Annotated in this window: 20 protein-coding genes and 3 pseudogenes; 11 read left to right on the top strand and 12 right to left on the bottom strand. The window is 45.2% G+C overall.

Features of this window, described 5'->3' with window-relative positions; all coding sequences use genetic code 11:
• The first annotated feature begins 32 nt into the window (after nucleotides 1-32).
• A complete protein-coding gene (locus ACX5KA_RS11695; RefSeq protein WP_273072623.1) occupies nucleotides 33-1,781 on the top strand; it encodes an alpha-amylase family glycosyl hydrolase in 1,749 nt (582 codons plus the stop codon).
• On the opposite strand, the gene ACX5KA_RS11690 is transcribed toward ACX5KA_RS11695, so the two are convergent.
• The 10 genes and pseudogenes from ACX5KA_RS11690 to ACX5KA_RS11645 form a co-directional block, all read right to left on the bottom strand.
• Nucleotides 1,774-2,904, bottom strand: coding sequence for an ROK family transcriptional regulator (locus ACX5KA_RS11690; protein ID WP_273072626.1), 1,131 nt, complete (start codon nucleotides 2,902-2,904; stop codon nucleotides 1,774-1,776). The genes ACX5KA_RS11695 and ACX5KA_RS11690 overlap by 8 nt on opposite strands.
• 258 nt (nucleotides 2,905-3,162) lie before the next feature.
• Complete coding sequence (locus tag ACX5KA_RS11685; RefSeq protein WP_458731223.1) at nucleotides 3,163-3,384, bottom strand: hypothetical protein; 222 nt, start codon at nucleotides 3,382-3,384, stop codon at nucleotides 3,163-3,165.
• Entirely contained in the window at nucleotides 3,377-3,562 is a 186-nt protein-coding gene (locus ACX5KA_RS11680) for an alpha/beta fold hydrolase (RefSeq protein WP_273072634.1), read from the bottom strand. Before ACX5KA_RS11680 ends, ACX5KA_RS11685 begins: the two co-directional genes overlap by 8 nt.
• A gap of 24 nt (nucleotides 3,563-3,586) precedes the next feature.
• A complete protein-coding gene (locus ACX5KA_RS11675; RefSeq protein ID WP_458731222.1) occupies nucleotides 3,587-3,766 on the bottom strand; it encodes a hypothetical protein in 180 nt (59 codons plus the stop codon).
• Nucleotides 3,767-4,085: 319 nt separating this feature from the next.
• Nucleotides 4,086-4,302: pseudogene (locus ACX5KA_RS11670) on the bottom strand (hypothetical protein); the annotation flags it as partial.
• A gap of 48 nt (nucleotides 4,303-4,350) precedes the next feature.
• On the bottom strand, nucleotides 4,351-5,532 hold the full coding sequence (locus ACX5KA_RS11665) for an AGE family epimerase/isomerase (RefSeq protein WP_458731221.1): 1,182 nt from the start codon (nucleotides 5,530-5,532) through the stop codon (nucleotides 4,351-4,353).
• 43 nt (nucleotides 5,533-5,575) lie between these two features.
• Nucleotides 5,576-5,945 (bottom strand): annotated as a pseudogene (locus ACX5KA_RS11660) (glucose/galactose MFS transporter); the annotation flags it as partial.
• A 190-nt stretch (nucleotides 5,946-6,135) separates the two neighbouring features.
• Nucleotides 6,136-6,680: pseudogene (locus ACX5KA_RS11655) on the bottom strand (transposase).
• Nucleotides 6,681-7,189: 509 nt separating this feature from the next.
• A complete protein-coding gene (locus ACX5KA_RS11650) occupies nucleotides 7,190-8,308 on the bottom strand; it encodes a M14 family metallopeptidase (protein ID WP_039216482.1) in 1,119 nt (372 codons plus the stop codon).
• A 90-nt stretch (nucleotides 8,309-8,398) separates the two neighbouring features.
• Nucleotides 8,399-9,169, bottom strand: coding sequence for a HesA/MoeB/ThiF family protein (locus tag ACX5KA_RS11645; protein ID WP_458731220.1), 771 nt, complete (start codon nucleotides 9,167-9,169; stop codon nucleotides 8,399-8,401).
• A 124-nt stretch (nucleotides 9,170-9,293) separates the two neighbouring features.
• On the opposite strand from ACX5KA_RS11645, the gene moaB reads away from it, so the two are divergent.
• The 7 genes from moaB to ACX5KA_RS11610 all read left to right on the top strand — a co-directional run bounded on the left by moaB (nucleotide 9,294) and on the right by ACX5KA_RS11610 (nucleotide 14,309).
• Complete coding sequence (moaB, locus tag ACX5KA_RS11640; protein WP_014949775.1) at nucleotides 9,294-9,800, top strand: molybdenum cofactor biosynthesis protein B; 507 nt, start codon at nucleotides 9,294-9,296, stop codon at nucleotides 9,798-9,800.
• Nucleotides 9,797-10,276, top strand: a complete 480-nt coding sequence (gene moaC / locus ACX5KA_RS11635; protein ID WP_269351392.1) for a cyclic pyranopterin monophosphate synthase MoaC — start codon at nucleotides 9,797-9,799, stop codon at nucleotides 10,274-10,276. The genes moaB and moaC overlap by 4 nt, the downstream gene beginning before the upstream one ends.
• Before the next feature lie 153 nt (nucleotides 10,277-10,429).
• Nucleotides 10,430-10,678: a MoaD/ThiS family protein gene (locus ACX5KA_RS11630; protein WP_014949773.1), complete on the top strand. Its 249-nt coding sequence runs from the start codon at nucleotides 10,430-10,432 to the stop codon at nucleotides 10,676-10,678.
• Nucleotides 10,679-10,680: 2 nt separating this feature from the next.
• Nucleotides 10,681-11,154, top strand: coding sequence for a molybdenum cofactor biosynthesis protein MoaE (locus ACX5KA_RS11625; protein ID WP_269351391.1), 474 nt, complete (start codon nucleotides 10,681-10,683; stop codon nucleotides 11,152-11,154).
• 17 nt (nucleotides 11,155-11,171) lie between these two features.
• On the top strand, nucleotides 11,172-12,368 hold the full coding sequence (gene modA, locus ACX5KA_RS11620; protein ID WP_269351408.1) for a molybdate ABC transporter substrate-binding protein: 1,197 nt from the start codon (nucleotides 11,172-11,174) through the stop codon (nucleotides 12,366-12,368).
• Between the two features lie 2 nt (nucleotides 12,369-12,370).
• The gene (modB, locus tag ACX5KA_RS11615; RefSeq protein WP_269351390.1) at nucleotides 12,371-13,066 is read left to right on the top strand and encodes a molybdate ABC transporter permease subunit; all 696 of its coding nucleotides are present in this window, start codon (nucleotides 12,371-12,373) and stop codon (nucleotides 13,064-13,066) included.
• Nucleotide 13,067: 1 nt separating this feature from the next.
• On the top strand, nucleotides 13,068-14,309 hold the full coding sequence (locus ACX5KA_RS11610; RefSeq protein WP_458731219.1) for an ATP-binding cassette domain-containing protein: 1,242 nt from the start codon (nucleotides 13,068-13,070) through the stop codon (nucleotides 14,307-14,309).
• A 2-nt stretch (nucleotides 14,310-14,311) separates the two neighbouring features.
• Here ACX5KA_RS11610 and hemN read toward each other — a convergent pair whose 3' ends face one another.
• Nucleotides 14,312-15,685: an oxygen-independent coproporphyrinogen III oxidase gene (hemN, locus tag ACX5KA_RS11605; protein WP_052235380.1), complete on the bottom strand. Its 1,374-nt coding sequence runs from the start codon at nucleotides 15,683-15,685 to the stop codon at nucleotides 14,312-14,314.
• An 83-nt stretch (nucleotides 15,686-15,768) separates the two neighbouring features.
• On the opposite strand from hemN, the gene ACX5KA_RS11600 reads away from it, so the two are divergent.
• From ACX5KA_RS11600 to ACX5KA_RS11590, 3 genes are all read left to right on the top strand, one after another.
• Nucleotides 15,769-16,584, top strand: coding sequence for an SGNH/GDSL hydrolase family protein (locus ACX5KA_RS11600; protein ID WP_458731218.1), 816 nt, complete (start codon nucleotides 15,769-15,771; stop codon nucleotides 16,582-16,584).
• Between the two features lie 82 nt (nucleotides 16,585-16,666).
• Complete coding sequence (locus ACX5KA_RS11595) at nucleotides 16,667-17,344, top strand: DsbA family oxidoreductase (protein WP_458731217.1); 678 nt, start codon at nucleotides 16,667-16,669, stop codon at nucleotides 17,342-17,344.
• A gap of 27 nt (nucleotides 17,345-17,371) precedes the next feature.
• Nucleotides 17,372-18,364, top strand: a complete 993-nt coding sequence (locus tag ACX5KA_RS11590; RefSeq protein ID WP_458731216.1) for an XdhC family protein — start codon at nucleotides 17,372-17,374, stop codon at nucleotides 18,362-18,364.
• Here the strand turns inward: ACX5KA_RS11590 and ACX5KA_RS11585 are convergent.
• Nucleotides 18,361-20,991 (bottom strand): TonB-dependent receptor, encoded by a 2,631-nt coding sequence (locus ACX5KA_RS11585; RefSeq protein ID WP_458731215.1) that lies wholly within the window; start codon nucleotides 20,989-20,991, stop codon nucleotides 18,361-18,363. The genes ACX5KA_RS11590 and ACX5KA_RS11585 overlap by 4 nt on opposite strands.
• Nucleotides 20,992-21,319: the final 328 nt, after the last annotated feature.

Here is a 21,319-nt window from a genome sequence, read left to right as displayed (position 1 = left end):
TAAAACAATCAATAATTACGGTGAAGTCAGTTATGTACCAGTCTGTTGAGCAAGTCCACCAAAAACTCCAACATCAATTGTCCTTTATTTACGATGGCGTTGAGACAACAAAAACCTTGTCCCATGTGGCCGATGAGCTCATCGCAATCATGCGTATTGATCAAGAATTTAAAATGCCCGAGCCCTTTCAGAACAATTGGACCGAGCAGGATGTCATCGCGATCACCTATGGCGACAGTATTGTTAAAGACGGTGAAACGCCACTTGCAACCCTGGATAATTTTCTCGACGAACGTTTCGAAGAAACGCTAACAGGGGTACATATTCTGCCATTTTTCCCCTATAGCTCTGACGACGGTTTTTCTGTGATTGATTACTCTTCTGTGAACGAGTCACTGGGCAACTGGGAACATATCAGTTCGATAGCATCGAAGCGCAAACTCATGTCAGATTTAGTGATCAATCACTGCTCTAGCCGCAGTTTGTGGTTTCAAAATTTTATTAAAGGTGAGGGTACGGGGGCGGACTTTTTCTTTACCGAATCCCCCACCACTGATTTGTCTGCAGTGGTACGCCCCCGGACATCTAGCTTGTTACGTGAAACCCCAACTAGCAAAGGGCTTGAGCACGTTTGGTGTACTTTTAGTCACGACCAAGTCGACTTTGATTTTCGCAACCCAGAGGTGTTGATTGCCTTTGCTAAAATTATTCGTCAGTATTTGGACGCAGGTGTGCGCATTTTTCGTTTTGACGCTGTGGCATTTATTTGGAAAATCGCCGGTACTAGCAGTATTAACCTACCGCAAACCCACGAAATCATTCGCTTGTTGCGCACTATGATTGAACACGTCTACCCCGACGCAGTGATCATTACCGAAACCAATATCCCTAATACCCAAAATCTTACCTATTTTGGCAACGCAAACGAAGCCCATTGTATCTATAACTTCTCGTTGCCACCCTTGTTGGTTAATACCTTGATAACTGGCAATTGTTTGTACTTGAAGCGCTGGCTGATGAGTATGCCACCGGCGCAAAACGGGACGACTTATTTTAACTTTATCGCCTCTCATGACGGTATAGGTTTGCGCCCTGTGGAAGGTTTGCTCAGCGATGAGGAAGTGGATACTTTGACCACCACTATGGCTAATTTTGGCGGCAAAATTTCCTGGCGCAATACCGAAAATGGCGGCAAGAAAGCCTATGAAATGAATATTTCTCTGTATAACGCGCTGCAAGGAACGACAGATGGTGCTGATGAGTGGAATTTCCAACGCTTTATGTGTGCCCATGCCGTGATGTTAGGTATGGAAGGGATCCCCGGTATTTACATTCACAGTTTACTGGCTACGCAGAACGATTATGAAAAAGTGAAAAATACTCAACACAATCGCTCTATTAATCGCCACCGCTGGGATTACGACGCACTGTGCGCCCAACTTGACGATGATGCTTCTCATCACAGTCAAGTTCACGATGCAATGAAACAGTTGATTCGGATACGCAAAGAGCAACCCGCTTTCCATCCTAATGCAACACAGTTTATTTTGCACTTGGGACTACAGTTGTTTGGCTATTGGCGTCAAAGCTTGGATCGCAAACAGTCGATTTTTTGCGTATACAATATTTCTAATCAGCCACAAACCTTGCCACTGAGCGAGCTTAACCTAGCGTTGACGGATCAATGGACGGATTTATTGTCAGGTGAAACAGTATCGGATTTACATCAGGACATCGAGTTGTCGCCGTATCAGTCAGTATGGTTGACCAATACTAAGTAATAAAATGCCGGAAGGGGATTGCTGCAGCACCGATTGCGACAGGATCACCTTCCGCTTTTGCGCTTATCATCACCGGTAATGGGCGGGGAGATTTACGTCGATTTTGGGCGTAAATATGTGATACTTCCAACAGCTTATTAGTTAACTCTTCAGTAATTCGACCACCGATAATGATGGCTTGAGTATCCAGCAAGGCTGCGCAAGAAGACATCACCAAGGTGAGTGAATTTTTGCAATAATGTACCCATTCGTCCACACCTGGCTGATCTAAGTCGAGTTTGTCGAGCATTTCTATGACCGACTCATAGGGCTGGTTATTGCGATCGAGTATGGTTTTCAGTAGGTTCAAGTTGGGGTGAGGGTAAATACCTGGGGGTAACAGTTCTGCCAATTCGCCCGCATTGCCATTGGCACCTCTCAACACTTCTCGGTTTGCCACAATACCGCCACCGAATAGGGTGGCAATATACACATAAGCAAAGTCTGTGTATTGGCGTCCAGCTCCGGCTACACCTTCACCGCCGGCAGCGGCTGTGGCGTCATTTTCTACCCATACTGGTACCTTAAATGTGTCTTCGAACAAGGCGAGAATATCCACATTCATCCAAGATTCGATAAAGTAGGGATAGTTCATTTGAGTCTCGTCATTGACAAAGTAGCCAGCGATTCCCACACCACAACCCAATATTCTGGATAAGTCCAGATCGGTTTCTTGCTCCATTTGCGCATAGAAAACCTTGAATGTGTCCATGACAGTATCGACATCTAGGTAACTTGGGCGCACTGTGTAGGAATGGCGAGTTTTCCCCTCGAGATCGATAAGTGTCATGCTGAGGAATTCGGGAGTGATAGAAAATCCAAGTCCGTAAGCAAAGTCTGGATTGATAAAAAGGTCGATACCGGGTTTGCCACGACCTCCGGTAGGGGCGCGCTCTTGTGTGTTGAGCACACCTTGCTCGGCTAACTCTTTGATGATTCTTGAGGCTGATTGCTGTGCTATTTGCGTTTGGTCAACAATTTCCCGTTGGGATATTCCCGGTTGCCAAAATACCTTACTGGTGATTTGACGGGCAGACGCACTGAAGAGGTCTTGATTGCGGGTAAGTGGAAAGTGTTCAGACAATAGCTCAAACGAATTAGACGATAATATAACTGAGTTCCTTCAGGTATTGGCCTGCCTACGTGCAAGGGATTAAACATCCGTGCTGGCTGACTTTCAGTGATGTACAGCTTGATGACTACTATACCAAATATACTTTACTGGCGGCTATGATGAAAGGCTTATCTAGTGGATTCATCCAGCACGGAAAAACTGGCTGGTGAGTTGGCTCGTCATAGGACTATGTTCAGCCAATGTTTTCACAATAATCGGATATTTGTGCTAACCAACCTGAAGCCAATCTCTTTTTGTAAACCAGTTCATTTTTTCCTGTTTTAGGTAAGCATAATAGACTACATCAATCGCGATTAAATTATGACTTTTTGCAACAAACTCAGGAACGTCCATGCTAGCGTGCACGAATACTTCAATTACATTGTAATGGGGCGCTTTTATGAACATACCCATAAGACTTTGCTTGTTTTTAAGCGCTTGTTTAAGCATGTGCAGCACCTCCGAAAAAGTCATACAAATGCAGGTTCACTTGTGCGCTTTGCTCAAGCATTGCAGAATGCCCCGAGTCTTCAACCATAACCAATTTGCTACTTGCCGCCAGGTTATGCTTTCTTTGCTGTTCTGATGGCGGGCAAAGCACATCGTTGCAACCGCCAATTATCAGCATTGGATGTGCGCAATTAGCTAACAGTTAGCTAGCATCCCGGCGCGTTGCAAGAATTTCGAGCTGGGCTTTATAACGCTCAATTCCCGTATCCTGCGCCATCTGAGCAATTAGTTTCATTAATGCTTCAATGGCCTTATGTAGATATACATTGCTAAACTGATCGCGAATAAGCATGTCTAGACCATGCGAAACAGCATAGTTCAAATGCTCGCTCCAGACTTATCGCCCTTGGGATTTATCTGCGTGTGCATTGCTGTCTAGCAATGCTATTTTTTCCATTTGCTCGGGAACGCGCGCTAAAAGTTCAAACGTCATCATACCGCCCATTGAAAAGGCGCAACGCGTGACTCGCAACATCGCTCAGGTTGTCATGCTGGTCATACTCTAAGGTAATGCACTGATGACCTCCATTGATTAAGGCCGTTATTTGGTTAGTAAAAACGTTTCCTTTACAAAAAACTTCCGGATGCGTATGACAAAACCCTGCAATAATGTTGTCTGGGTAAAAATAACCAGATATTCAATCCCATCCGCCTCGACCTTTATCTGGACTTAACTGAAGCATTCCATAAGGTATTGTTGCACTGGGAAATGTTTTACCTTTACCATCAGTTCCGATGAACGGGTCAACGTAACTAAGCACGTCTTCCTTAAGTGCGTCTTTTTTGTGTCTTTGGGATATAACTTTGTTTACACGAAAAAAGAGCGACTACTAGCGCTAGTAATACAGTATATTTCATGAACTCGTCCTTTAAATAAAAAGCCGCACTCTCGGCTGTATGTCCTTGTTATGCGCTGTGTCTTAAAGTCCGTAACACTTCAAAGCAAGCGCCTAATGTGTGATAGTCACATTTCGCTCCAGCCGCACTTTTCTCGTTGTTATAAGCATTATTTTGTTGATCTAGTAATCTGTACCAAGCGCCGTACTTGTGATCGACCATATGTTCCCAGCTGTAATTCCATAGATTGTTGTAGCATTCCAGATAGCGCGCTTCGTTAGTCACGTGATAGAGCATGGCTGCCGCAGCAAAACTCTCTGCTTGTACCCAAAAGTACTTGTCGGTATCACACCAATTACCATTGGGGGCAAAACCATATATCAAGCCGCCATTCTCCTTGTCCCATGCAATGTCATAAGCGCGATCAAACAGAGTTTGAGCAGCGTCGACCTGCCATGATTCAGGTCGGCAACGGTGTAAAGTGAGTAATAGTTTTGTCCACTCAGTTTGGTGGCCCGGTTGGAATCCCCATGGACGATACAGATTTTTAGGATCGTCTTTGTTGTATTCCCAGTCAGGTTGGAAATTTGGGGTGTAGTGTTCCCAAATCAGACCGTCGGTGAGGGCCGCTTGGCGTTGTGCGATGTTGCTGGCAATCTTTGATGCACGGTCTAAAAACAGCACGTCTTTTGTTGCGTCATAAGCCGCAAGCATTGCTTCACATAAGTGCATGTTTGAATTTTGGCCTCTATATTCACTTAATTCTCCGCTTGGGCTAATTTCGTCAGCATATAAGCCATATTCAGCTTGCCAAAAACGCTCCTCTAACAGGTTGTAAGTGCGAATTAAGGCTTTTTTATCTTCTATTATTTTCGCCTTAAAAAGGGCCGAGTAAGCGAGTAGAACGAACGCGTAGCCGTATGCTTGCTGCGTCATATCAAGCGGCTGATGGTTATTAAGCGTCCAGGCATAGGTTTGGGATTCAGCTTGCCAATGGGTTTTCTCTAAGTAGTCAAGACCATGTTTAGCAATGCGGCGATAGTCTTCGTTGTTAAAAACAATCGAGGCTGTTGCGTAATTGACGATGATACGTGTACTGCTCACAAGTTGTTTTAAATGAGTATTAAAAAGTGAACCATCGTCCAAATAATTTTGATGATAACCGCCTGTATCATCTACAACACGGTGTGTGTAAAAATCGAGAATTGATTTACAGTGTGATAATAGAAAAGTCTGATCAAAAAAGCGCATAGCACTACCTCTAAAATTGAAAAATGTGATGCATCGTGAATAGTTAAGAAAAGCGTTGGCTGTTAACCGCGTACCAAGCGATGTAAATGTACGCACATACTGGAACAAAATAACTAAGTTGAACTGATGTCATATCTGCTACCATGCCTTGAATCATAGGTAATAAGGCGCTACCCACAATAGCTTGGCATAGAAGTCCAGAGCCTCGGCTGGTGAGCTCTCCAAGACCTCGAATAGCCAGCGAAAAAATGGTAGGGAACATGATAGAGTTGAAAAAGCCAACCGCTATCACAGACCACCATAGCGATTAAAACTGACGTTTGAGTGGTAGTGATTAACAAAATGATTGCCATTAAAGCGTTGCCGGTTAGTACATAAGCTGGTTTAACAATTCTGGTTAATACAGCACCAACGAGTATAAGGCGAATTAACGGTATTTGCTATCCCTTGTCGCAGCTGGATTTAAGGGGCGTTTCATGTGACGCAAATTGAAGCCTTGTAATAAAAAGGTGAACTAAATATTCTCCATATGGTAAAAGGGGCTGACTATTAGTGCTGAAATTTTATTGTGAAAGAGGATGCCACAACAAGTTAATATTCAAGCTATATTGACTCAACAAGTGGTGGTGCTCTGCACGGACTGGCAGTAAGCGGTGAGTCTTTTTTATTCAAATGCATAAGTATCTTTTGGATGGTTGCAGCATCTGTAATACAGGCGATTATTGTAATATTCGTCTTTGTACAAGCTTCGCAAATGGTGATGTCAGTGTTGAATACTCGCTTTAATCCCTGCGCCCAACTCATGCTACGAGCACGGTATGGCTTATTTGAGTCTTTCAGGCGCTCAGCTATGCGAGGGCTGTTCTTACCGCGTTTGGAAACGGTAACTCGTGCTCTTACATTACTGTTAGGAGCAAACACACCATAAAAACGGGTAAGGTTGAGCCTGGGCGGTGGTACCAATACGGCCAACATACTGATGAAGTCAAGTGGTGGAAAAAAACATGTGTAGTTCGGTCTGTATAGGGCGTCTTAAGTTCATTTCTGACGTTGCAAGTGGAGGTGAGGCTTAAACGTTTTTCACCCACCGCTGGTCTTGCGATATAGCGACACGATCTTTCTAGTTTGTCTGATTGAGCTGCAAAAATTCCTGCATGTAGGCTAAATCCAGCTATTTTTTGCTAGTTGGCCATAGTTTTCCAAATCTTTGAATGGCAATGTTCGCAAGCTGAATATTTTTTTACCTGCATCTGCGCCTACCGCTATCCTATAGCTGACCGATGCTGCTGGAAGTGGTAGTAAGCTACCTTCATCATCTATCGGCAAGTCTAGATAGGTATTGTCTGGGTCATGTTGGATCAGCGCTGCTTTTTCTAGATATTGTACGATGCGAGTGTGCAGTTGGTTTAGCTGATAGTCTACTGTCCTTTTAGGTGGAAAAATTCGTTATCCCAAGGTCCGCTTTACGCTCATTGCAGCCATCGAAGGGTCTTTGAGCGATGGGCCGCTTAAGGTACTCTTCTGCCGTTCAATACAATAAATTGAACGGCAGGAAGTAATTCAAAAATTAAACCAGCAGCTAGCGTGAGACATTTCTAGGTACTCTAATCAACCATGTTGTAATAAAGTTTTATTCCATCAAATTGCGTACAAAAACCTACAACTCCTTATAATTCGTAAACACCTTATACAACTGCGTACCACTCAACACTGATGCTGAAGGGAAGTGTAAAATAGGGATAAGATCGCAGGGCGCTTCTAAAGTTCTGCTGCCGTTGTCCGTATCTAGGTCGTCAATATTTAAAATTTGCGCTAGCGGCTCACCTTTCTTAACTGTTTGGCCTGGTTTCGCCATGTACTCCACCATGCCGCCCCAGTTAGTAAACAGGGTTTTATAGTCTTTTAAATACACGCCTAAACGCTGCATCTCTTTCGGCTTAATATCGCACTCGTGCAATACACCTTTTGCGTTTAGGTAACTAAGAATACTGGTGGCGTCTATATTGCCTTCATTAAAGTCGATAACTTCTTGGCTACCCATTTCAAGGGTAAAGGCTTCAACGTTAAAGCTGATCTCACGCTCTAAATTAGTTTTTATACTTTCTTGCAGTGTCCACCACGGGCAAAATGTTGCTTCGTCTAATGCGCCTGCAAATACATTCGGAATAAAAATACAGTGTGGAATGTTAAATAATTTGGCGCTGTCTTTGGCGTATTCGGGAACATAAACGTGGCGGGTAGATACTGGGCCGTTATGTAGATCTAGTACGAAGTCGGCGTTCACCGCCATTTGCTGTAGCTTTAGATTTAGCTGCTGCGCAAGCCCTAAACCCCAGGGTTCAGCCAACTTGTTGTCGATAGCATTAGACAGGTGTGCACGAAAACGTTGTTTTATGCCTTCAATCGACTCTTCGCGGGTGACGGTTTTGGCGAAATGCTCAACTGCACCTTTGTCAAAGAAATAGCCACGGTTCCAGTTTGTGCCGTTCACAGGGTCGAAACGTCCTAATGTGTATTCACCGGCTTTAATGTTTGTACCAATGGGATTACAGTTGGGCACTAAGATAATCTCGCCGCAAATATCCATGTCTTTTAAGCGCTGAATAAGATGGTAAATAACCACGTTACCTTGTACTTCTGCGCCGTGAATAGAACTTTGAATATACACAGTAGGGCCAGGCCGCGCGCCTTTCATACGATAAATTGGCACGTTCATGTTACGTCCAGACGCGTTTTGCGCCACTACCATGTGTTTTTTCACTACTTGGGTTGTCATTTAAATCAACCTATTTTCTGTCTTGTTCTTTGTTTTAGTCTGTTGTTTTTAATCACGTTTTTAGAATTCATACCGCAAATGCACATAAACTTAACAAGCACATAGCTCGCAGTCCACGCTTTTAGGTAGCTTCCAGTTTCGCCACTCGTGCGACAGAGCATCAAACGTCATTAACGTGTTTTTAGGAATATTATCGAAATCCATCAATACTTGCATGGCAAGCATAGCTTGGTAAGTACCAACAATATTTACTACTGGCGAGAATATACCTGCCTCTACACAGCTTAAATCGGGCGATTCAAATAGCGTTCGTAAGCACGCATAGCAACGGCTCTCACCGGGTATAGCGACGAAAAGCTGGCCTTCAAAGCGAATGGCTGCCCCCGATACTAGCGGAGTATTTAGTTTAAAACACAATAGGTTTATTAAATCTCGCGAGTTTGTATTGTCGGTGCAATCAAGCACAACGTCAGCACGCTCTATGGCCTGCTTTAATTCTGGTGACAACTGACTAGTGTCGGGCGCCGAAAACGGTTCTGCCATTACGGTAATGTCGCAGTCGCTGTTTATTGCAGTAAGCCGCGCTTTAGCCGCCTCCACTTTACTTGTGCCTACATCTTGTTCGCTAAACAAGGTTTGCCTTGGCAGGTTGGTGGTCTCTACAATGTCATGGTCGATGAGTGTAAGCGAGCCTACGCCGCTGGCACACAGACTAGTTGCGGCCGCGGTACCAAGCCCGCCAATGCCAATGATACAGATATTTGCGTTTAACAACGCTTCCTGACCGTTTAGGTCGACTTTGGGAAGTACAATATGGCGGTTATAGCGCATAGCCTGCTGATTAGTTAGGCTTTTAGACATAGTTTATGCCAACTTAGTTGTTGAATTCATGGCATGCACCCTTATAAAGTGATTACCAATTAGTATTTTGGCTGGTACTTTATCAAAAACCGCCAAAATGTCGCATATCAAATTAGGATTTCATATGTCAGTTGTCAGCCAACCCCTTAATATTGCCGTACTCACTATTTCAGATACGCGCACCCTCGAAAACGACAAGTCGGGAGACTACTTGAAAGAGGCGCTTACCTCGGTTGGCCATAACCTTTATGATCGCGACTTGGTGAAAGACGATATTTATCAGCAGCGCGCCGTGGTGTCGAAGTGGATTGCCGATAAAAACATTCACGCCGTATTAATTACCGGTGGTACAGGTTTCACCCACCGGGACTCAACGCCAGAGGCCATCAGTGTATTGTTCGACAAAGAAGTCGACGGCTTTGGCGAGCTATTTCGCCAAATTAGCTATGAAGAGATTGGTACATCAACCATTCAGTCTCGCGCAGTAGCGGGCTTTGCTAATAATACGGTTATTTTCTGCCTGCCAGGTTCAACAGGCGCGTGTCGTACGGCGTGGGAAAAAATTATTTCTAGCCAGCTTGATGCCGACTTTAGACCGTGTAATTTCGTAAAGCATCTGGTGGAAGCATGAGCACCTTTAGCCATTTAAACGCTGGCGGCGAAGCCAATATGGTCGACGTTAGCGATAAAGACGTTACCAAGCGAGAAGCCACAGCAGAAGGTTTTTTATACGTAAGCGAAGACGTTATTCGCCAAATCTCTGAATCAAAAATTGCAAAAGGTGATGTATTTGCAGTTGCCCGTGTAGCGGGTATTCAAGGGGCAAAACGCTGCGCCGATCTTATTCCTCTTTGTCACCCATTGGCACTGTCAAAGGTGGATATAAACTTCGACATTCAGGCCGACCAAAACCGAATTCAAGCCACCTGCTATTGCAAGCTAAGCGGTAAAACCGGCGTTGAAATGGAAGCGCTCACGGGTGTAAATGTGGCGCTGTTAACCTTGTTTGATATGTGCAAAGCCATCGACCCTGGCATGCATATGGAAGGGGTACGGGTTCTGGAGAAAAAAGGCGGTAAGACAGGCTACTGGCAGTTCGACACCTAGTTTTCACAAAGGCCAGTGAGCTAAAAAATGACGTGCATAAAGCGTACACGTGCTCAAAAAGCAACGCACTTTAGGCTCAACCCATTTCAGAGGCTTGGAAAGATTAATTTGCGCGCATAAAGCGACCTTAACAACGTAGATAACAGGCAAAGCATGCAGGTAACGGTAAAAACATTCGCACAAACCCGAGAGATTACGGGAGAGGACAATATCGCGCTTCATATAAGCGAAAACAGCACTATTGAGACCGTGATATCGCAGCTTAAAACGCGTAGTGACAAGTGGGCATTAGCCCTAGAGGGCAGTGTGCTTACTGCCTGTAATCAAGAGCTTTGCGATCTCCAAACAGTACTTAGCGACGGTGATGAGCTGGCGCTATTTCCACCTGTGACAGGGGGCTAGCTATGTTCGCGCTAGTTCAAGTTGAAGATTTCGATCAAGGAGAGCTTTACGCTAGGCTAAAGCAGTCGGCAGATGAGAAGGCCTGCGGCAACACCGGCGCGATTGTTACTTTTACTGGGCTAGTGCGAGATTTTAATAACGCTGGCGATATAGACGGCATCGAATTAGAGCATTACCCGGGCATGACTGAAAAAGCGTTAATGCTTCTGGTTGAACAAGCGAGCGAACGCTTTTCACTTAACAGTGCTGGCGCACTGCACAGAGTAGGGCGCATACACAACAACGAACAAATTGTATGGGTAGGTGCCGCCGCTCCCCACCGTAAAGCGGCGTTTGACGCTGCCTGCTACTTAATGGACATGCTTAAACAGTCGGTACCGCTTTGGAAAAAAGAATTTAAGGGCGATAAATCTGAATGGGTTGAGGCGAAAGCATCTGACGATAAAGCGGCACTCAAGTGGATGCATAAAAAGTAATGGTTTTTTCTTTGGCAATGCGACTTTCAAGCTTTGTTAACTTGGCCATGCTTATTTTGGTAAGTGCAAGTGTAGCCCTAGGCGTTACAGCTTTTTCAAGTTCTGTGGCACAGGCGAGCAGTTTTGAAGCGGCGAATAATACTGTAAATGAAGGGAGCGTTATTAGTGCCGAAAAACAAAACCAGTCAGTAAATTTCAAGCGCGACGAAAAAATTAACGTAGCCGTTGCGGCAAACTTTGCAAAACCGCTAAAGAGTATTGCCGAGCAGTTTACTGAGCTAACCGGCATAGAAGTCGCGGTAACGGTATCTTCTAGCGGCACTTTGTATGCGCAAATTCAACATGGTGCTAGCTTCGACGTGTTTCTATCTGCAGATCGCGCTAGGCCGCAAGCGTTAGTTGATAATAACCTAGTTCACCACGGCAATCTGGTGAATTATGCTAAAGGCAAACTGGCGTTTGTCTATGCTGGCGACTTATCAAGAGAGTCATTCAGCGAAATATCTAGTAAGAAATCGAGTGAAAGAAACTGCGAGCAAATCGCGCGCTCATCTACTGGTGAAACAACTGCACAAATAAACGTTCAGCTTACCGATTGCTTGTCGAAGCAGCTTGTTCAATTAATGGAAAATCCACAAAACAAGGTGGCTATCGCAAATCCTAAACTGGCTCCCTATGGTGATGCTGCGCAACAGACGTTGCAAAACTTATCCTTATGGCAACAGTTTTCACCTCACAGAGTGATGGGTAAAAACGTGCTACAAACCTTGCAGTTTTATACCACCGGCAGCGTGAAAGGGGCGTTCGTTGCGTACTCATTGGCCTTAGATTTGCCCGCAGACTTATCCTCTAATTTGCCTTCTAACTTTAACAGTGTTGTGAATACCAAAAGCGCCGATGCTGTTACGGTTATCGTCCCAGTACCTGAAACCTTGTATCAACCCATCATTCAGTCGTTGGTGGTTAATAGTAAAACGGTAGCTACATTATCTCCGAATCTGTTCGAACCACTTCCAATTAAAAATGCGGCAGCGCCAGTTGATGAGCCTGTTCTCAAAGGCGACAAAGAGACAACCAGAGCGTTTCGTTTGAGTGACGCTAATGGAGTGTCATCACCCAGCCTGTTCGTACAGTATTTAATGTCGCAAGGGGTGCAGCACAGCTTAATTGAATGGGGCTACGAACCTACCATTGCATCGGGCGGCGGTAACTAAGTATGCTCACAGAATTCTTTGGGGCATCGACACTTGAAGCTATATTACTTACCTTTAAGCTGGCCTTTATAACCAGTGGTTTACTATTGTTAATCGCATTGCCGCTAGCTTGGTTTTTAGCGAACTGGCAGAGCAAAGCTAAGCCTTTGGTGATGTCGATACTCGCGTTGCCTTTGGTGTTACCGCCAACTGTGCTGGGTTTTTATTTGCTTATTGCTTTTTCGCCGCAAAGTGCGTTGGGGCAGGGATGGCAAAGCCTAACCGGGAGCAATTTAGCATTTAGCTTTGAAGGTTTGGTGTTGGGGTCTGTCATCTACTCCCTACCATTTGCTCTGCAGCCTTTGTACAGCGGCTTTTCGCAATTGGATAACCGTTATTTAGATGTAGCAAAAACGCTGGGGTTTTCGGCCTTTGAAGCGTTTATAAAAATAGCGCTTCCTTTAAGCAAAGCGCCCATCGTGGTGGCATTAGGCTTAAGCTTTGCACATACCATAGGCGAGTTTGGCGTAGTACTAATGATAGGTGGCAATATTCCTGGAGAAACTCAGGTGCTGTCTATCGCGCTATATGAACAGGTAGAAGCGTTGGAATATAACAGTGCACACAACCTTGCGTTGACCCTTTTGATTTTTTCATTCGTAATGCTCGCGGCGCTCTATCGTTTTAACGGTGTCACCCGTAGTGATGAGGCGCGTTAACATGCAAATATCTGCGCTACTACCAAATCGCATTAACGCACAAATCTCATTGCAGCCACAAAGCCGATTCATTGGGGTTACCGGTCCATCAGGTGCGGGAAAAAGCAGCTTGTTTCGCGCCCTAGCTGGCGTAGAAAAAAGCGCAAAAGTGCAAACGCCGTGGACCTCTCAAAAGGTCGGTATCGTTTTTCAGCAGCCCATGTTATTTCCCCATACCGATGTGCGCGGTAATTTAGCCTTGGCGCAGCGTCACGCAAGCCCTAATGCAATGTCTATCGACGTCTGCTTGCGCGGCTGTTATTGCGAACATTTAATCGATAAGCCTGTTCAGGCGCTCTCTGGTGGAGAAGCGCAGCGGGTCGCGATTGCGCGGGCCTTGGTCAATGGGCCAGATGTGTTGTTGCTAGATGAATCGTTAAGCGCCATTGATATCTTCACCCGCCGCAAAATTTACCAGTTCTTGAACAACTTGTGTGTGTCGGGGCAGCTCATATGCCTTGTGATTTCTCACGATTTAGATGACCTTGCCTTGTTTAGCGATGAGTTGGTTTTTATTGACCAAGGCCGCACCGAGCTTTGTGGAAAAACGCGCGATGTTTTGACTCAAGTATTCGAAAAAGAAGGATTTGCGACACCGTCTAGCGTACTTGAGGGATTTAAAGTTACTGCGCAAAGCGACGCACACGACAGCAACCAGTCACAAAACGCCGTTGTCAGCTACAAACACGGTAGCCAAACGCAACAAGGTCAAAATGCTCTAACCTTACAGGGCAATGAGCAGTGCCAGTCGGAAAACGGAATTGAGCGCGTTGAGGTAGCGGGGCAAGAGATATTCGTCACTGCGGAATCAGTGTCCTATTTGCCTAAGCAAAGCGGTGGGCAAGTTTCTGTTCGTTTTGCAGTTAAAGCTTGTGATGTAAGCATCGATACCAATACTGCTGACTTTGGCAATGCCAGCACAATCAGTATTTTAAATGCGCTGCCATGTGTTATATCTAGCATCGAACCCGTGGTGAATCCACTCAGTCCCCTGAACGAGCCTGAAAATAGCGCCGATACAAAACTCGCAGATACAAAGCTAATTTCTAAAAAGCTAGCGACCGTAAACAGCGCGAAAGTGTTGTTAAAACTTGATGTACTAGGCAGTAACCAAACCCTTTATGCCAGCATTAGCTGTATCTCTCTATCGCGTCTCAAGCTTGATGTAGGGATGCAAGTGATTGCGCGGTTTAAACTGCCCTAGGTTTAAATGGCTTTGGAGTAGCTACTGAGTATTTCACTTGCGTTCAAATAAGCGTCGAAACGCGCACAAATAGCCCGAATGTAAATACGAGCAGGCTCTGGCGCTCGAATATACCGAGATGTCATTTCGATAAGCCCGTCTTCTTTAAGTTCTTCAAGGTTGTTTAAGGCTGAAGCAAAGTATTCATCAAAAATGATGTGGTGCTTGTCGGCAATTGCTTGCTTGTCTACCGCTAAATTGCACATTAAGCTAGAAATCACGTCTCTGCGAATCAGGTCGTCGGCACTTAATGACAGCCCAACCTTCGCATTGGGCAGGTGGTTGTCTAACCGATGGTAATATTCTTTTAGCTCCTTAGCATTTTGCGCAAAGGCATTACCTACCGTGCTAATGGCTGAAACGCCGAACCCTATAAGGTCGGTGTCTCCACGTAAAGTATAGCCTTGAAAGTTGCGGTGAAGCTCGCCTTTATTTTTCGCAATAGCCAGTGAGTCTTTGCTTAAGGCAAAATGATCAAGACCAATCATTTCATAACCTATGTTTGTAAAGCTGTTAACGGCAAGCTTGTAAAGCGCCGCTTTTTCTTCACTACTTGGCAGTGTTTCTTCAGCAAATTTACGCTGCGCTGCAAACCTCTCGGGAAGATGTGCATAGCTAAAAAGCGAAATACGATCTGGCATCATGGCTTTTGTCGCGGCGATGGTTGATGAGAACGTTTCAATTGACTGATTCGGTAAACCATAAATTAGATCTAAGTTGACTGAGTCGAAACCCAGCGACCGAGCCTCGAATACTAAATCGGCAATGTGAGACGTGCTTTGTACGCGATTTATGGTTTTCTGAACATTGTAATCAGTATCTTGTAGACCAAAGCTAATGCGTGTGTAGCCAAGACACTTTAAGTTTTGAAGATAGCGTTTATCGATATTTCTGGGATCTAACTCAATTGACAGTTCAGCACCTGCTTCAAAGGTAAAGTGTTTCTTAAGCAGGTACATTAAATAAGTATGCTGAGTCTCGCTCAAAAAACTGGGTGAACCGCCACCCAAGTGCAGAGAAACTGCACGCCTGCCGTCAGTTAAATAACGCTTAGACAGAATTTCTTTTTCTATGTAATCTAAATATTCGTCCGCTTTTTCATTGTGACGTGTCACCATTTTATTGCAGCCACAGTAGTAGCACAGCGTTTTGCAAAATGGAATGTGCACGTAGAGACTTACTGCCGGCGCTTTTGACACTGCAAGTGCTTGTGGAAGTATGTCATCGTGTAGCGGTTCAAATTTAAGTGCAGTAGGGTAAGAGGTATAGCGAGGAGCATTCAACGCATATTTGGTAATGGTTGATACAGGACGTTGTTGTACGGCAATTATTGTCATATTGGCTCTGCACTTATATGTAGATATCTAGGCGCGAATTCAATTCGATGGTTAAAGCTTAATGGATTGCTTAGGAGGCTGATTTGATCTACTTCAAGGTTTTGGTATTAAACCTGATAATTGTTTTACTTCTTCCAGTCATTTTGCTTCAAGCATTGTGGGTGAGGAAGAAGACCGCTGTACTACCAGAGCCTGACGGCGAGCGGGTATTAACCTCTGCCGATAGTAAATTACTGCTAACTAATAACGTTTTGGTTATAGGCGATTCTGCCGCCGCTGGTGTTGGTGCAACGACGCAAATGGGGGCACTCACAGGTCTGCTGTACTCAAACCTTGTTAAGCATGGGCCAACGCGAGTGACGTTGAATGCTAAAACAGGTTATAAAAGTGAAGATGTGCTCAAGCTTCTTCATGAAATGCCTGCCGAGCACTTTTCGTCGGTGCTCGTCTCTATTGGTGTTAACGACGTGACCAAATTTGTACCGTTGAAACGGTGGCGACAAAACATCGATGCTATTAGTACACTACTGTCAGATAAATTTGGGGGCGAAACAATATTGTTTACTGCGCTACCGCCAATTCATTGCTTTCCTGCGCTTCCGCAACCTTTGCGTGCACTATTAGGTTACCGCGCCTGGTTACTAAACCAAGCTTTGGCTGATAGCGTAACAGCCCGGGCTAACGTAGACGTATTATATGTTAGTGCACTTAATGTGAGCGGAACTATGACGGATATTCAGCAAAGTGGTTTGATGGCAGAAGATGGCTTTCATCCCTCCACGAAAGGCTATGAAATATGGGCACACTCAGCCCTTGAAAAACTTTCCACGCTTTACAGCACCACAATGGACACGACAAAAAAAGTCACAGCAAAAACTGATGTAACTGCGACGAAATAATCGCAGTTTGGGGTTGAAGTTTCTTTTTGTAACCTTATCTAAGCCCTTACACATTCTCGAATTCAATAAAGTGAGCCCTTTCATGACAGCAGATTTACAAGGTGCACAAAATGTGCGCGATGGAAAAAGAGTAACGGTAAATATGGTGTCTGATGTGGTGTGCCCTTGGTGTATTGTTGGATACCAGCGCCTACAAGAAGCCATTAAAACCCTAGATAACATTGAAGTGGATATTAAGTTTCACCCGTTCGAGCTGAACCTCAATATGCCAGAAGAAGGGCAAAACCTTCGCGAGCATATAATGGAAAAGTACGGCATAAGTGAGCAGCAAAGCGCGCAGAACAGAGCGCGGCTAGTAGAAGCAGGCGAGCAATTGGGCTTTTCGTTTAATTTTACTGACGACTCTCGCATGCAGAACACGTTTAAGGCGCACCAACTTATCCATTTTGCAGCAGAAAACGGCCTTGAAGAAGAAATGAAGCTGGCCTTATTTAGTGCCTACTTCACAGATGGTAAAAACATTAATGATATAGGTGTTTTAGTAGACTTGGCACAAACGGTTGGCCTTGATAAGTCTGAAGCCGAACAAAACCTTAAAAGTGAAAAATACGCGCAAGTAGTTCGCGAGGAAGAAACCCTTTGGATGCAGCGCGGTATCCAAAGTGTACCTACTTTTGTGATCGGTAATCAGGGTGTGGCTGGTGCGCAAGAGCCTGCAACATTGGCTGCATTTATTGCCCAAGCGGCATCACAGCAATAAGCAGGTTAAACGGGTGTAGAGGTAGTTATGAGTAATCACGTTAACCATTTGTTGGCCCAGTGGCTTCCACTTAAAAACAAGCACAAATGGGTGCTAGGTTTCATTTTTAAAACCGAAGGCTCGTGCTATCGCAAAGCCGGCGCTATGATGTTGTTTAGTGATGCAGGGCATCAGCTAGGTATATTAAGCGGCGGCTGCTTAGAAAGTGATATCGTTAAAAAAGCCCAGCGAGTAATGACGGACGGCGTTAGTCGAACTGCAGTTTACGATGATGAAGATGAAGAAGACATCGCGTTTAAGCTAGGTGTTGGATGCGGCGGTGTGGTGCACTTAGCACTCGTACCAGTTAACGAGAGCAACCAGTATCTATCATTGGATGTGGTGAGCAAAAGCTTATCAAACGGGAAAGCGTGTGAGTGGCGCTGCTCTGTAGATGGCACTTTGGGTGAGTGCACGGAATTGGAAGACCATTCTGCTACACCTAGAAAAGCTGTGCTAGACAACGTTGATGGCAAGCGCATGTTGTCAGTTTTGATGCTGCCGCCTATCCACTTACTTGTTGTTGGAGGCGGTTACGACGCTACCTTTATGACTAAGCTTGCTAGTTTGCAGGGCTATTTAGTCAGTCTTTGGGATCCAAGGCCTGCACAAGCAAGACTTGAACATTTTCCCGAGGTAAATTACTTAATTGAAGACCCGTCTACTGAAGGCTTACGTCTTCACATGGGCGAACATAATATTCAAGCTGCGGTGCTTATGTCCCATCACCGAGAAATTGATGCAAAAGCGCTGCAGGTGCTAAGCAAGCAATCGATAACCTATACGGCGATGCTAGGTCCGCTGCACCGTAAGCAGGAAATTATGGATTTAGCTGGGCTTGGTGATACCAACTTTACTCAGTATTTCGCAAGCCCCGCTGGTTTCGACATTGGTGGTGAGCTACCAGAGCATATAGCGCTGTCTGTTATTGCTCAGTGCCATGCGGTATTTCATACCAAACCTACACATTTAAAGCGTTAGAAAGACTTTCTGAAGGTAACGCCAAAGCTTCTAGGCGCGCCTGGGTAGGCCATGATCTTTCCGGTTTGTACGGGTACATCAAAGCCACTTCGTGCAACGTACTCTTCATTGAAAACGTTGCGCGACCACGCAATAATTTCGCTATCCCATTGTGGGATAGTGAAACTTACGCGAACGTTAAATAATGAAAAGTCGTCAGCGTATTTGTACGGGTCGTTCGCATCATCAAGAAATACGTCGCCCGTGTATTGGTAGTCAATACTGGCGGAGGCAGGATAATTCCCAACTTCGAAATAGTGATTCAGCATAAGAGACAGTGAGTTCTGAGGCTCGAAGCCTACGCGGTCACCGTCTCTTGAACAGAACGGGTCGTTTGGCTCCACACGGCCCGGGTCGTCAATGCCCGTGTGCCACGTGTACGCTACCCAACAGGTACCGCGTTTGAACTCATCAAAATTCGCCAATGTGCGCGACGCAACTGCATGTAATTCGGTGCTTTCTGTCATTAGCCATGTAGCTTCAAGCTCTATGCCTTTTACTATGATATCGCCCGCATTTTGCAGGTTGAACCCCGTTCCGGTAAAGGTCGTCGCCTGAAAGTCGCTAATTTGTGTATAGTGCGCCGCAGCATTTACGCGCACGCCGTATTCTTCAAAATCGTGTTTTATACCTATTTCAGCACTTCGCGATTTTTCAGCATCAAAAAGCGGGCTAAGCGAAGGTAAGATTCTGTCGGTATTCGTACCGCCAGCTTTGTAACCAGTCGCAAAACTAGCGTAGGTTAGCGTGTTGTCATTAGGGTGATAAGCCAGTTTTACCGTGCCGGTTAACTGTGAATCATCAAGCTCTTCGTTTAAGTCAGGGCGTGGCATAACCGCTGCAGATCCCAAGAAAAAATATCCCCAGCCCGCTCGTTGAAATGGTGCGATAGCGTTAAGGGACTGTGCTGTAGGAGTTTGTCCCTCCGCTAACGCAGCAGCGATGTTTTGTAACCCCACTACAGCACGACCTACATTAGGCCATTGCGCTGGGTCTTGAGTTAGTCCATCAATACCAGGCCCTTGCTCATCGTAGGCTCCGATAATCGACTTTTCTTCGCGGGTATAGCGCAAGCCCGTTGTTAAGGTGAAATCACTGTTTAACAGCCAATCCAGCTGAGAGAATAAAGCAATACTGTCTTGCTCTTGATCGGCGCTGTGCGCGAAAGCAGTACCGGACGGCGCTGGTGCTGCAGCAGGCGCAATAAAGCCTGATGTAACTGCAGATAGCTCGTTGATGGCGTTAGCCAAAGGCATCAGATCGGGCGCGGCGGCATTAAAGAACGCACTAAAATCATCTTGCGTGGTAGTATCAAAGGTTAGATCTAAGTTTTGGCTGTAATAGTAAACACCTATTAAACCGCGCACATCTTCACTGGTGTAATGTAATCTAATTTCTTGAGAAAACGATTGCTGCTTGGCGTCGTTAGTGGCAGTAAGAAGGTCCGCATCAGAAAAGTCGGTATCTACCGTATCTAAGCTGTCAAACGCGCGGTAAGCGCTTATGCTCACAAAATCCCATGCTTTGTTTAAAGCCACATCTACTTGAACTGATAGTCCTTTGTCTTCCATTTTTGAAAGGGGAGTTTGCGACAGCGAGGTTTTAAAGTCGTAAAAGTTATCGCGCTCATAAATAGTAGCATTGAATGGCGGTTGTAGCAGCAGCGCATCAGTGCCGAATTTACCCGCTATGTCATTAGCCTGAATATTGTTTTGAAAAGTTAGTGCGCCGCAGCACCGTTCGTCTAGCTCGCCGTAATCAGCGATAAGCCGTACGCTAATGTCAGCTGTTGGAGTGTAAAGCAGCTGTGCTTTTATCGCAGAACGGTTACGGTTATTCAGGGTTTGCCTGCTGCGCTCGTCTGTAATAAAACCGTCACTGTGAGAACTAAAGCCAGATACTCGCATGGCAAGTACATCGTCGATAAGCGAAAACGATGAGCCAGCGCTTAAACGAACTAAGTTATCATTGCCGATGATGGCTTCGGCAAAGCCGTCGCGCTCGTCGTGTGAAGGTGCGACCGTAGTTAACGTCATTGCGCCAGCGGCAGTATTCTTTCCGAATAGTGTGCCCTGTGGCCCACGCAACACTTCAATAGATTCAATATCGACTAAGTCGTTAATTAACGCGTTTTGTCGTGCACGGTACACACCATCTACGTATAAACCCACCGAAGACTCGAAGCCGAAGTTTTGTGAAGACGTGCCAATGCCGCGTATTGAAAACCCTGAATTTGTTACGCTTTGATTTTGAAACGCGCCAAAAGCAGGTACGTAGTTTTGCAGGTCAAACACATCTCGGCTTACGGTTTCAACTAGGTCTTGACCTGAAAGCGCAGTGACCGCAACGGGCACATCTTGCAAGTTTTGACTGGTCTTTTGCGCCTGTACAACAATGTGTTCCAGCGCCTTTTTGTTATGCGGAGTAGATAGATCATTCTCATCGGCGAGAGCGTGGGGAGCCAAAGCAAGTGTCGACGAGATAATAGAGGCAATAAACGGCGAACTACATAGGCAACGCGTAATGGCGTTTTGGGGTGTAGATATGCTTGAGCTATTACAAGACAAAGCGTGTGTAAGTGACTTCATTTTGGTTCTTTTTATTTTTCAAAAGCGGTGGGCTTTAAACAAAATTAATCACGACAAGGTCGCGTCCAAATGCGTACAGTCCTTTACATCTTAAATACGCCAACTTCCCTATGACGTCGTGTCGTGCTTTTTCACTATACAATCTAATGAACATATATTGCACGCATTTGAAGCTATCATGTCAAATTTTGTTCGCAACGTGCAAAAAGCGAACAGATTTTTGGCAGTGAATAGTTTCACATGATGCATACTCATTCAAAATATCAATTAAACTTATATCGCTGTTTTCCTTAGTATGTTGGGGTTCTAGGGATTTTCCCCTCTAAAA

It is taken from the genome of Alteromonas alvinellae, assembly GCF_902705805.1.
This window is presented reverse-complemented; position numbering and strand designations above follow the sequence as displayed.